The following is an 11,810-nucleotide window of genomic DNA, read 5'->3' as shown; positions in this document are numbered from 1 at the left end:
GGGGTAGACGGCGATGAGCTGGCCGCCCAATTCGGGGAGGGAGTCGATGATCTTGGTTTTGAGGCCGCGCATGCCGGCGTAGAAGGCGGCAAACAAGCCGACCGGCCCCCCGCCGATGATCGTCGTGTCGAAGACGTCGTGCACTGTCATCGTTTCGTCACCTCCGCACCAATCGTGGTGCACCTGTTCCGAACACCATCGGTCGGAAGCAGGTCCCCGCAGGGAACACACATCGACGATACAGTATAACCTGTTGCGACCAGCGCACGCTATCCGGGCGCCAAATGGGCGATCGGATAGCCGGCAGGACCAGAGGCGGCTCGCTGAAATGGATCGCGTGCGACACCCCAGTCGACCGCAGGAGCAGGTTCGCCGGCCGGGTGATCGGGTCGTGCGGCGTGCCGTCGCACCGCGTGAAGCAGTGCGCTTGCCCAAACCACGGCAGCCACGACGACCCCGGCCGATCGCGTTCAGGCTGGTTCTCGGCTTTGCTGGTTTGATTCTGACCGGAACGTTCCTTTTGAGTCTCCCCTTTGCTGCCGCTGACGGGCAGCGTGCCGGGGTGATCGATGCGCTCTTCACCGCGACCTCAGCGGTTTGCGTGACAGGGCTCGTGGTCCGCGATACAGCGACGAACTGGAGCGGCTTCGGCCAGGCAGTCATTCTCCTGCTGATCCAACTGGGAGGATTCGGCTTCGCGACCAGTGCGACGCTCCTGCTCGCTTTGCTCGGTGTTCGTCCGACGCTGCGTGATCGCTTGGCTTGCGGGATGAGTTTGGGCGAAGCGGGACCCGGTGGGGTGGTGCGGCTACTGCGCCGTCTCGCCGTGCTGACGCTGGCGATCGAAGCAGCCGGTGCGATCGCGCTCTTGCCCGCTGCTTTCGCTGCCACTGGTTCGCTCGGGAGCGGCCTTTGGTGGGCGGTGTTTCACAGTGTCTCCGCGTTCAACAATGCGGGTTTCGACGTGGTGGGGGACTTCCGCTCTCTCGCTCCCTACCAGCGGGAACCGCTCGTGCTGGTGCCGGTCGCGATCCTGGTGATCCTGGGGGGCCTGAGCTTCGCGGTGCTTTCCGATGTCGTCCGCGAGCGTCGCTGGGGCCGCTTGACGCTGGACAGCAAGCTGGTCCTCGTGACGACAGCCGGCCTGCTGATCACTGGAACGCTCCTGCTCCTCGCGTTCGAATGGAGCAACCCGCGTACCTTGGGATCGCTCCCGTGGCCGGACAAGGTTCTGAACGCCTTCTTCCATGCGGTCGTGCCGCGCACCGCCGGCTTCAACTCGTTGGATGTCGCGCACATGAACGACGAATCGCTTTTCGTGACGATCGGGCTGATGTTCGTCGGCGGAGCCAGTGGGTCGTTCGCAGGCGGCATCAAGGTGCAGAGTTTTGCGGTCCTGCTCCTCGCGGTTTGGGCGGTTCTGCGGGGCCGTCCACACGTGGCTGCCTTCGGTCGGGAGGTCGCGAGCGAGTTCGTCTTCCGCGCGATGGCGATCGCCTTGCTCGCCGTGGCACTCGTGTTTTTAGCCAGTTTCGTGATCTCGCTGATCGAGCCGTTCGGGTTACTCGCGATCTGGTTCGAAGTGACCTCGGCCTTTGGAACGGTCGGCTTGAGTACGGGGATCACGCCGCAGTTGCACGATGCGAGCAAGGTGGTACTCGTCGCGACGATGTTCGTCGGGCGACTCGGGCCGCTGACGTTGGCACTGGCCTTGGCGGAGCGGGCGCGGCCAGAACCGATCCGCTATGCGCGGACCGCGATCGCACTCGGCTGATCGGGATGATCGCCGTCGCTGCACCCGCCGCTTCCTGGCCTCCTTCTGTGGGGTTGACGGGTACAGAGAACGTGCGTAGGCTTCAGGACGCGTCCGGTGCGGAGCGATGACCGGCGCGAGAACGGGCATCCACTGTGGATGGTTCACCTCGGCCAACGCATCCGAGTCGTCCCCCGTCAGGAGTGCGGCGTCCCGGAGATCGCATCGTCCGCCGCGAACCGTTGCCGAGCGAAGTGATCCGGCTCCGTCTCGCGCCGCGTCGCCGGATCACGCTTCCCCTGCTCGTGGTCCTGTGGCTCATCCTGAGCGGTGCGGTGGCGATCGGTACGCTGCTGCTGCGCTGGCCGGCGACCTGGCAACAGGTCGAGGGCCCATCGTGGTGGCAGGCGTTTTTCACGGCGCTGTCCGCGACGTGTACGGCTGGCTTCGCTCCCCTGGATGTGGCGACGACCTGGAACCGCTGGGGACAGTTGGTGATCCTGCTGCTCGTCGAGGGCGGCGGCGTGGCCTATGTCGCGATAACGGTCCTCCTGCTGTCAGGGATCGTGCGGCGCACGACCGTCTACGAAGCCCACCACGTCCTCGGCATGCGGCTCGGGGAGGAGCAACTCGGTGAGCTCTGGCCGCTCGTCCGTCGCCTGCTGGTCGCGACACTCCTCGTTCAGTTCGCAGGCATGCTGCTCCTCTTGCCAGCGAGTTGGCGGGAACACCACGACGCTGCTCCGGCCCTGTGGTGGGCGATGGCGACAGCAGTCACGGCGTTTCACAACGCTGGTTTCGATTTCGAGCCGGGCTTGCGCGGGTTGGCCGCGTACCAGCGCGACTGGGGGGTGGTGCTTCCGGTCGCCATGCTGGTGCTCATCGGCGCGATCGGCTTTCCGACGCTCTCGGACCTGGTGACGCGGCGCTCCTGGCGTCGGCTCTATCCGGATACGCGACTCGTGCTCGTGACGACCGCGCTTCTGCTGTCGATCGGGACGCTGGGGGTCTGGTATCTGGAGCGCTCGAATGCGGCGACATTGGCGGGTGTGCCGTGGTATCAACAACTGCTCGACGCCTTTGCGGTGGCGGTGAGTCGGACCGGTGGCCCGCGGGTGATCGAGACGAGGATGCTGGGAGAGGAGACGTCGTTCTTGCTCGGCGGGCTGACATTCATCGGTGGAGCGAGCGGCTCGGTCGCTGGTGGAGTGAAAGTCCAGACGTTCAGCTTGCTCCTCTTGGCGATCCTGGCGACGATCCGTGGCAGCCAACGAGTCGTCGCGTTTGGCCGCGAGGTGCCGGATCGCCAGGTCTTCCGTGCCCTGTCCATCGCGGTATTCGCGCTCTCGGTGACATTCGCTGGGACAGTCTGGCTCGCTTTTCTCGTTCCCTACACATTGCCGGTCGTCTGGCTGCTGGTCGTGCAGGCTTTCAGTTTGGCGGGTGCCGAAAGCGAGTTGTTGGCTGTACTGGGAACGCCGGGTCAGCTCGTGTTGGCGTTCCTGATCCTCTTGGGACGCTTTGGCCCGCTCGGGCTAGCGCTGATCTTCGCGACGCAGGTTCCGCGGGAAACGGTGCATTACGCTCGTGAAACGGTGCGACTTGGCTAGGGGGCGGGATGCGGAAACAGTTCATGGTCCTCGGTGTCGGTCGATTCGGCAGTGCCGTCGCCATCGAGCTCGAGCGGCTCGGTCACGAAGTGTTGGCGATCGATCGATCCGAGCGGGCGATCGAGGCAGTCGCCGACTACGTGACGCACGCGGTCACGGCAGACGTTACCGATCTGGAGGTTCTCCGGACGCTCGGAGCGCAGGACTTCGACGCTGCCGTGGTCGCGATCGGGGCAGACGAGCGCTCGAGTATCATGGCGACAGTCCTGCTCAAGAAGCTCGGCGTGCGCTTCGTCCTCGCCAAGGCGCAGAACCAGCTGCACGGCGATATTCTGACGATGGTCGGCGCCGATCGCGTGGTCTATCCGGAGCGCGAAACGGGTATCCGGGTCGCTCATAGTCTGACGATGCCGCTGGCGAAAGATTATTTCGACGTCGGACCGGGTTATGGCCTCGCCAAAGTGATGGTCGATCAGCGGATGGCAGGCAAGACACTGGCAGAACTGGACTTGCGAGAGCGGTTCGGGGTCACGCCGCTTTTCCTCCGGCGCGGTGATCGTGTCATCATGAACCCGCACCGTGAGGAACGCTTGCAGATCGGCGATGAGCTGACGATCGCTGGCCGCGACGAGCAGCTGCAGCAAGTGCTGTTGCTCTAGAGTGATCGGAGGAACGAGCGGTGCGGAGGGCAAGAAAAGGCGAGGCGAAGTCATGAAGCTGGCGCGTATTCTCGTCGATGGGACGCCGACTGCAGTGGTGGTCGAAGACGGGGTGGCTTACGAGGCACACGGTGATCGGTCGGTCGGCGAGCCGCGCCGTGGACGAGAACTCGGGCTCTTCGCAACGTTCGCGGTGCTTCCACCGGTCGAGCGGCCGAGCAAGATCGTCGCAGTGGGGCTGAACTATGCGGCGCACGTGACCGAGAACGATCCGAGCCGGAAGATTCCTGACGAGCCGGTGCTGTTCCTCAAGCCACCCAGTGCTTTGCTCGGCCATGGCGGAACGATTCTGCTTCCACCGGGGAACCGGATCGACTACGAGGCAGAACTGTGCCTCGTCATCGGGCGACGGGCGCAGCGCGTTCCGGAAGCGTCCGCGCTCGACTATGTGCTCGGGTACACGTGTGGCAACGATGTAAGCCACCGTGACCTGCAATACAAGGACGGGCAATGGGTGCGGGGGAAGGGGTTCGACACGTTTTGCCCGCTCGGCCCGTGGATCGAAACGGAACTCGATCCCAGTGATCTCGCCATCGTCTCGCGCCTGAACGGGGAACTTCGCCAGAACAGCCGGACGAGCCAGATGCTCTTTCCCCTTGCTTTTCTCGTTTCCTTCATCTCACAGGTCATGACCCTCGAGCCGGGTGATGTGATCATGACGGGGACACCGTACGGGGTCGGTCCCATGGTTCCGGGCGACGTGATCGAGGTCGAGATCGAGGGGATCGGCGTGCTCCAGAACCTGGTCGGTGCGCGCGAAGACCGTCGTTGAGGAGGGTACGGTGGCCGAGTCACCTGACTGGCTGCGCTTTTTCTCGTTGATCGGCCGCCTGAAGACGCTCCGCCGAAAAGGTTGGATCGATCGTGGTGTCCACGAGCCGGAGTCGGTCGCGGACCACAGCTTTCGGTTGGCGTTCATGGCCTGGGTGCTCGCGCAGTCTCGTCCCGACGTGAATGCCGAGCGTGCTGCGGTCATCGCGCTCGTCCACGATGTCGCCGAGGCGATCGCGGGTGACCGGACGCCCTTCGATGCAGCATTGCGCGCGGGGGCCGATCGTGAGCGGCTCTTCCGGCAGCGACCACGTTACGATCCGGAGGCAGAAGCGCAGAAGACAGCAGCCGAGCGTGCGGCGCTCCAGGAGTTGGCCGCGTTGCTCCCCCCGTCGGTCGGGCAGCGCTTGCTGCAGACGTGGGAAGAGTACGAGACAGGTCGTTCCGCCGAAGGGCGCTTCGTGCGTCAGCTGGACAAGGTCGAGACCGTTTGGCAAGCGCTCGAGTATCGGGCACGACAACCTGAGCTGATCGTCGACTCGTTCATCCTCGGAGCGCTCGAGGAGGTGACCGATCCGGCTCTGCGGGACCTCCTGTCGGCAGCCCTCGCCGCGGCAGGTTGGAGCGTGCCCGAAGGGCCCTGAAGGACGGAACCGGCTCGCGTGTGGCCCGACGAGAGGAGGGGGCGATGCCGCTGCTGGGCGAGCTCGTAATCATCCTAGCGTTGCTGGCTCTGAATGGCTATCTCGCGGCAGCGGAGATCGCGGTCGTCTCGGTACGCCGGGCTCACCTCCACGCCTTGGCCGATGAGGGCGATGCTGCTGCACGGCTCGTCTTGCAACTGCTGGAGCAGCCTTCCCGGCTGCTCGCGACGATCCAGGTCGGTGTGACGCTGGCGACCTTCTTTACCTCAGCGGTCGGGGCCGTCTCGCTGGCCGAGCCGCTGGCGACCGCGCTCGCCCGCCTGCCGATCGGCAGAGACCAGGCCGCGGCGATCGCGCTCGTCATGGTCACGGTCGGTCTCTCGTTCGCCAGTATCGTACTCGGTGAGCTGGTCCCCAAGACACTCGCCGTGCAGCACGCTGAACGGCTCGCGCTGCTGAGTGCGCGACCGTTGGCCTGGCTGGCCCGACTCGCGGCGCCGATCGTGTGGTTTCTTTCCGGCGCGACGAATGTCGTGCTGCGGGTACTGGGTGTCCGGTATCCTGGTCGGGTACCGAGCGTGACGCGCGAAGAGTTGTTGACGCTCCTGGACGTGGCGGCGAGCGAAGGTGCGGTGAGTCGCGAGGAAGCGCGCCTCGTCGAGGACGCGTTCGAGTTCGGGGAAATTACCGTGCGGACCGTCATGATTCCGCGCGTCGATATGGTCACTGTGCCGGCCGACGCTCCACTCGAGCAGGCTGTCGAGCAGTTCTTCCGCACTGGACTGTCGCGCTTGCCGGTCATCGGAGAGTCACCAGACGATATCCGGGGCATCCTCTATGTCAAGGATGTCTTTCGCATCGTGTGGCAGCAGCCGGAGGCCAAGACGCAGCCGTGCCACCGCTTCGCGCGCCCGGCCGTCTATGTCCCCGAGCATACGCCAGCCCGACAGGCGTTACGCCTGCTCCGGATGCGTCGCACCAAGATCGCCATCGTGGTCGACGAGTTCGGTGGAGTCGCTGGCTTGGTCACGCTCGAGGATCTGCTCGAGCGGATCGTCGGCGAGATCGCGGACGAGTTCGATCCGGACTATGAGCCATTGCGTGAGATCGCCCCGGGGGTGCTGGAAGTGGATGGGCGCGTCTCGTTGGACGAACTTCTGGATCGGCTGGAGCTGGACGAGGAAGAGCTCGGTGCTGAGTTCGAAGCGGAATCGGTGGGTGGGGTGATCATCGAGTGCTTGGGCCGGTTCCCAGCGGTCGGCGACGTCGTCGAGCTCGGGCCGCTCGAGCTGGAAGTGCGCTCGATGGAGGGTCATCGAGTCCGGCTGGTGCGGGTGACGTACCAGCCGGACTCGCGCGAAGCGACGCAGCCGGAGGACTGAGACGGCTCCGGTCGAGCCCTGATCCTCGACAGGTTGGGGCCACGGATGGCATGCTCGCGGCCGGTTCCCGAGGGATGCTTCTCCCCCGTTCGACCCTTGCGGTGGGGCGCCGCGCGACGGGCACGTGTCATGCGAGACCGGATGCGCCGACGGAGCGCGGACAGCGTGGTGGTAGAGCCATCCGATCGAGCGTCTTTCCGAGAAGAGTCGTGGCGCCCGGAGACGGGGCGGGCGCGATCCGATGGCTCTGCCGGTACGCTGAGGCGAGTTCGAGCGTGCCGACCTGGTGAGTTCGCCGGTGACGTGCCCTGTTCTTTCTGGGTGGGCGCCACTCCGCGTTGCTGACCGAGGGTCGCGTCTTGTGTGGAGTCGCTCGCGCTGCTACACTGCGGGTATCGATCGGCGGTTCGATCGAGTGCCCGACCCAGCGAGGTGCATCGTGCAGCAGCCCGGACGGACGATCGGGGGCGTTGCGCTCGTCCTGCTCGTGCTCGTCGTCGCGACGACGGTCCTCGTGCTGGTCGTCGAGCGCCGAGGCCCTCCACAGTATCCGCCGGACTCCCCGGAAGCAGCGGTCATGAGGTACATCGAAGCGTTGCGGCGCAACGACCCCGATCAGGTGCTCGCTTTGCTTTCGAGCGGAGCCCGACGCGTCCTGGAGCAGCGCGAACGGATCGAGCCCTACTACGATTTCAAGGCTGAACTCCGCGGTGCGAGCGAAAACTTGCAGACGGCTCGCGTGCGGATCGATGGAGTAGAGATTCGTGGTGACCGGGCAGTGGTGACGCTGTCGATCGAGCGGACTGGTGCAGGGCTCCAGCCGGGCTTCCCGTTTCCCATCGTCGATGGCGGTTCCTCTTCCTATCAGCGGAAACTCGTTCTGATCCGCGAGGACGGAGCGTGGAAGATCGACGAGCTCGCTTTCTATCTGTGAAGCCGGTGCGATCGGCAGGTGAGTCGGGGGAGCGCTGAACATGGCGATCGCTCGCCGGTTGTATCTCTACGGTATCGCCGCTGTTGCGCTCGCCGTCTGGGCGGTCGGCGCGGTGCGTCTCCTGCGGGAACTAGGAATGGCGCTGTGGGAACTGCTCGGGCGACCAGCGGTGATCGGGGATCCAGAGGCGTTCCGCGCTCGACTGAGTCTCAGCGTCGCGCTCCTGCTCGTCGGTTTTCCCATCTGGGCTGTGCACTGGTGGTTGGTCGAGCGTGCAGTGAGGATGGATGCGGCCGAGCAGCGGTCGGCGGTCCGTGCCGCGTTTCTCGCTGTCGTTCTGGCTGCGACGTTCGGATTTTGGCTGGCGAGCGTGGTGGAGCTCGTTCGCCTCGCGGTCCTCTGGCTACTCGGTGTCTCTGAACCAGCCGTCCTGAGCGTTCCCCGTGTGCTGGACGAGCTGGCGGTCTTGGCTGTGGCTGGGACTCTCTGGCTGGGGCACGCGCGACTCGCCCGGAAGGAACAGCGCGATCCGCAGCGAAGAGGAGTGGCGGATTGGTTACCGCGCCTGTACGGCTACGGTGCAGCTGCGACTGGGCTCGTCGTGCTCGTCGTCGCGATCGCGAATCTCTTGCGCACAGGACTCGATGCCGTGCTGCTTCCCGAGGCAGTTACCGGCACGCTCCGCTTCGCGCTGGCGAGTGCGATCGGTCTGCTGGTTGGGGGAATGGTCGCGTGGAGCGTCCACTGGGCCGAAGCGCTCAGTCTGGTGTCGGCCTCCTCTCCAGTGGCCGAGCGCGAGCTCCGCTCGCTCGTCCGCTGGACGTATCTCGGCTTCATCGTGTTCGTGAGCTTTTTGGCTGTGCTGGTCGCCTGTGCAGCTGTGCTGGACGACGTTCTGGCCTGGATGCTGGGAATCCCGGATGGAGAAATCCGTCAACGTGTGCGTCAGCTGCTCGATCCGGTGACGTGGCTGCTACCGGCTGCCGTCGTCTGGTTCTCGCACCGCCGCGTCATGCAACAGGACGCTGCCGTTCTGGCAGGACAGCCGAGCGCTGGGCCGGACTGGGCACGCGGGGTTTCCCGCTTTCTGGTCTACCTTTCTGCCTTCGCCAGTCTCGCCCTGGCGGTGCTCGGGCTCGGTGGGTTGGTCGGGCTGCTTCTCCAGGCGCTCATCGCTGCCTTGACGACCGGACCGTTGGGTACGTGGCGTCCCGACTTGGCATTTCAACTGCCTCCAGCAGTGGTCGGTGGCATCGCCTGGCTGGTGCTCTGGCGGAACGTGCTGGAGCGTTCGTTGCGGGAGCCGGAATCGGAGCGCACGAGTCTGAGTCGGCGCGTGTACCTGTACGGCACACTCGGCTTGAGTGTGTCGGTGATCTTGGGAACGGCCGGCTTCGTCCTCTACCAGCTCATCGGGCTCGTGCTCGGTGTCCGAGAAGGAGCCAGTGCCCTCGCGGAGGCTGCATCGCCTTTGGGGTTCACGCTGGTCGCGCTGGGGGTGCTGGTCTACCACGGGGCAGTGTTGCGCGCGGACGCGCGCGCAGCGGTTGCTCGGCCAGCGAGCCTGACTGTTCGGCTCGTCCTGCGTCTCCCGCCGGAAAGCGACGCGGAAGCGGTGGTACGCGAATTAGCCGATCATGTGCCACCAGGAGCGACGCTGGAGCGAGCGAACTGAAGTGGACGACCACGCTGGCGCTCGAGATCGCAGAGCGCGTGCAGCAGTGCGAGAGCGAGGAGCTCCCGGCGCTGGCGTCGTCCCCCAGTGAGGAGGGCGACGGTGCCACCTTCGTTGGGCGTCGAGGCCACGCCGAGTGCGTGGAGGGCGCTGGCGAGTTCTTCCCCATGCAGCACGCGTTCGGCGACTGCCGGTGGAAGAGCGAATCGCTCCGCGCCCCCGACACCCACGCAGCCGTCGCGGTCGACGACGACTGCCCAACTGACGACGTAGAGGCGCCCCAGCGGGCCAGCGGCCACACCCGACTCGAGCCCGATGCCGTAGTCGGCATCCGCGATAACGCGAGCAGCTCGGGCGCGAGCGAGCGCGCCAGCCACTGTCTCTTCGTCGCTGAGCGGTTGGGCGCGTACACCGCTCGGAACGATGAGGCAGTGCAACTCCCAATGTGACCAGAAATGAGGAGCGATCTCCTGAACCGCTGCTCGTTTCGCGGGCTGCTTCGAGCCGAGTGCCAACCGGATAGAAGGCGATGCCGTATGCATGGCTCAGGCGACCTCGCGTCGCAGCGTGGTCATGGCCAGAACGAGCATCAAAAGGGCAAAGCCGGTGAGGAAGGCGAGGTGAGGGAGGAGATCGTCGAGCCCGTGCCCGCGCAGCATGACGGCGCGGAGGGCATCGTTTGCCCAAGTGAGCGGGAGCACGCGGGCCACCCACTGGAGCGGACGCGGCAAGCTGGTAAGGGGCCAGATGATGCCGGAGAGGAGCCCCTGCAGCGAGATGACGAGCGGGATGAACTGGACGACCTGCAGCTCGGTGCGAGCGAAGGTCGAGAGGAAGATCCCGAGATTGACCGCACCGAGCGTGAGGAGCACGGTCAGGACGATGACCAGCCAGAGCGGGCCGACGGTGTGGATGCGCAAGACGTACACCGTGAAGAGGACAGTCAGGATCGACTGGATGAGTGCGTAAAAGGCGAACCCGAGCATGTAGCCGAGCACGATCTCCGCTCGGTCGAGCGGGGAGACGATGAGTCGTTCGATGCTTCCGTGAAGACGCTCGCGGAGAAACGAGACCGACGTCAGCAGGAACACGAAGAAAAAGGCGAAAAAGCCGATGAAGACCGGCGCGAACGTGTCGAGTTCGTCCAAAACCGGACTCCCGGTCACGTAGTCGATGCGGGGATGGAGCTGGCTACTGCCAGCATTCGTCGCCCGCAGCGCTGCCTGCATGAGCGCTTGGCTGACGACCGCACGCACGAGGCGCGCTTGTCCGGGTTGGGAACCGTCGAGGACGAGACGTACGGTCGGCCCTTCAGCATCCGGCTCGAGGAGGACGGCACCGGCGATCTGGCCAGCGCGGACACGGGCGATCGCCTCATCGGGTGGCAGCGGTTCGACACGGACTGGCAAAGTGGCGAGTTCACGAGCGATCGCTTCACCTCCTGGTGTGTCTGGCGAGCTGAGCGCGATCGTGGGAGTTCGCGCGCTGCCGCGGTAGATGTAGCCGAGGAGAGCCAGAACGACGAGTGGGGCGAGGAAGATGAGGGCGAGGGAACGGCGGTCGCGACGGATCTGGCGGATGATGCGGAGCGAGATGGCCAGGACGCGCTGGCAGCTCATCGCGCTGGCTCCACGGGAAGGAGCGGCTGGCCGGCCAGAACGAGGAAGGCGTCTTCCAGTGACTCCTGGCCAGTCGCGGCGCGCAGGGCAGCCGGCGTATCGCTCGCCAGCAGTCGGCCATCGCGCAGGAAGCCGAGGAGATCACAGCGTTCCGCTTCGTCCATGCTGTGGGTCGAAATGAGCAGCGTCGTGCCGGCCGAAGCGAAAGTGCGGAAGCGCTGCCAAAGCGCGCGTCGCAAGAGTGGGTCGAGTCCGATGGTCGGCTCGTCCAGAACGAGGAGATCGGGCTCATGGAGGAGCGCGATGGCCAAGGACGCGCGTTGCAGCATGCCGGTCGAGAAGCGATAGAGAGGATGATCGAGCCAAGCGAGCAGGTCGAGGTCAGTGGCGAGTTCGTCGATCCGCTGCTGGAGGCGTTGGCGTGGTACGCGATAGACCGCGCCGAAGAAAGCGAGATTTTCGCGCAGGCTCAGATCGGGATAGAGGGCCGGTGACTGTGGCATGTAGCCGATCCGTGCCGCGATCGTCCGATCGGGCATCGGTGTGCCGAAAACGAGCAGACGCCCCTCACTGGGGCGCAGCGCACCGACCACCATGCGGAGAAACGTCGTCTTGCCGGATCCACTCGGCCCGAGGAGACCGTAAATCACCCCACGGGGAATCACGACTGTCAGGCGGTCGATCGCCCGCAGCGGACCGAAGA

12 protein-coding genes are annotated in these 11,810 nt (G+C 65.4%); 8 read left to right on the top strand and 4 right to left on the bottom strand.

The features are described from left to right. Nucleotides 1-150 (bottom strand): FAD-dependent oxidoreductase (locus tag ACWIVK_RS05030; protein ID WP_448575486.1); only part of this gene is annotated, 150 nt, incomplete at its 3' end. A 178-nt stretch (nt 151-328) separates the two neighbouring features. On the opposite strand from ACWIVK_RS05030, the gene ACWIVK_RS05025 reads away from it, so the two are divergent. From ACWIVK_RS05025 to ACWIVK_RS04990, 8 genes are all read left to right on the top strand, one after another. Beyond that, nucleotides 329-1,774 (top strand): TrkH family potassium uptake protein, encoded by a 1,446-nt coding sequence (locus tag ACWIVK_RS05025; protein WP_448575485.1) that lies wholly within the window; start codon nt 329-331, stop codon nt 1,772-1,774. 134 nt (nt 1,775-1,908) lie between these two features. Further along, nucleotides 1,909-3,363, top strand: coding sequence for a potassium transporter TrkG (locus tag ACWIVK_RS05020; RefSeq protein ID WP_448575484.1), 1,455 nt, complete (start codon nt 1,909-1,911; stop codon nt 3,361-3,363). An 8-nt stretch (nt 3,364-3,371) separates the two neighbouring features. Beyond that, nucleotides 3,372-4,022 (top strand): potassium channel family protein, encoded by a 651-nt coding sequence (locus ACWIVK_RS05015; protein ID WP_448575483.1) that lies wholly within the window; start codon nt 3,372-3,374, stop codon nt 4,020-4,022. Nucleotides 4,023-4,074: 52 nt separating this feature from the next. Further along, a complete protein-coding gene (locus ACWIVK_RS05010; RefSeq protein ID WP_448575482.1) occupies nt 4,075-4,854 on the top strand; it encodes a fumarylacetoacetate hydrolase family protein in 780 nt (259 codons plus the stop codon). Between the two features lie 10 nt (nt 4,855-4,864). After that, entirely contained in the window at nt 4,865-5,497 is a 633-nt protein-coding gene (locus tag ACWIVK_RS05005; protein ID WP_448575481.1) for an HD domain-containing protein, read from the top strand. A 44-nt stretch (nt 5,498-5,541) separates the two neighbouring features. Further along, nucleotides 5,542-6,879 carry a hemolysin family protein gene (locus tag ACWIVK_RS05000; RefSeq protein WP_448575480.1) on the top strand — a complete coding sequence of 446 codons (1,338 nt, stop codon included), beginning with the start codon at nt 5,542-5,544 and terminating at the stop codon, nt 6,877-6,879. A gap of 439 nt (nt 6,880-7,318) precedes the next feature. Continuing rightward, on the top strand, nt 7,319-7,813 hold the full coding sequence (locus tag ACWIVK_RS04995) for a nuclear transport factor 2 family protein (protein ID WP_448575479.1): 495 nt from the start codon (nt 7,319-7,321) through the stop codon (nt 7,811-7,813). A gap of 40 nt (nt 7,814-7,853) precedes the next feature. Further along, complete coding sequence (locus tag ACWIVK_RS04990) at nt 7,854-9,488, top strand: DUF5671 domain-containing protein (RefSeq protein WP_448575478.1); 1,635 nt, start codon at nt 7,854-7,856, stop codon at nt 9,486-9,488. Here the strand turns inward: ACWIVK_RS04990 and ACWIVK_RS04985 are convergent. The 3 genes from ACWIVK_RS04985 to ACWIVK_RS04975 all read right to left on the bottom strand — a co-directional run. Next, complete coding sequence (locus tag ACWIVK_RS04985) at nt 9,449-10,030, bottom strand: DUF84 family protein (protein ID WP_448575477.1); 582 nt, start codon at nt 10,028-10,030, stop codon at nt 9,449-9,451. The two genes, ACWIVK_RS04990 and ACWIVK_RS04985, sit on opposite strands and share 40 nt — an antisense overlap. A gap of 3 nt (nt 10,031-10,033) precedes the next feature. Continuing rightward, nucleotides 10,034-11,107, bottom strand: a complete 1,074-nt coding sequence (locus tag ACWIVK_RS04980) for an ABC transporter permease (RefSeq protein ID WP_448575476.1) — start codon at nt 11,105-11,107, stop codon at nt 10,034-10,036. Continuing rightward, on the bottom strand, nt 11,104-11,810 hold a 707-nt coding region (locus ACWIVK_RS04975), incomplete at its 5' end, for an ABC transporter ATP-binding protein (protein WP_448575475.1). The genes ACWIVK_RS04975 and ACWIVK_RS04980, both read right to left, overlap by 4 nt.

This window comes from Thermomicrobium sp. (assembly GCF_053493975.1).
This window is presented reverse-complemented; position numbering and strand designations above follow the sequence as displayed.

Bases quoted from the DNA above. Each gene is read 5' to 3' on its own strand.
- ACWIVK_RS04985 (WP_448575477.1), bottom strand. From the start codon at position 10,030: ATGCATACGGCATCGCCTTCTATCCGGTTGGCACTCGGCTCGAAGCAG.
- ACWIVK_RS05010 (WP_448575482.1), top strand. From the start codon at position 4,075: ATGAAGCTGGCGCGTATTCTCGTCGATGGGACGCCGACTGCAGTGGTG.
- ACWIVK_RS05000 (WP_448575480.1), top strand. From the start codon at position 5,542: ATGCCGCTGCTGGGCGAGCTCGTAATCATCCTAGCGTTGCTGGCTCTG.
- ACWIVK_RS04990 (WP_448575478.1), top strand. From the start codon at position 7,854: ATGGCGATCGCTCGCCGGTTGTATCTCTACGGTATCGCCGCTGTTGCG.
- ACWIVK_RS05025 (WP_448575485.1), top strand. From the start codon at position 329: ATGGATCGCGTGCGACACCCCAGTCGACCGCAGGAGCAGGTTCGCCGG.
- ACWIVK_RS04980 (WP_448575476.1), bottom strand. From the start codon at position 11,107: ATGAGCTGCCAGCGCGTCCTGGCCATCTCGCTCCGCATCATCCGCCAG.
- ACWIVK_RS05015 (WP_448575483.1), top strand. From the start codon at position 3,372: ATGCGGAAACAGTTCATGGTCCTCGGTGTCGGTCGATTCGGCAGTGCC.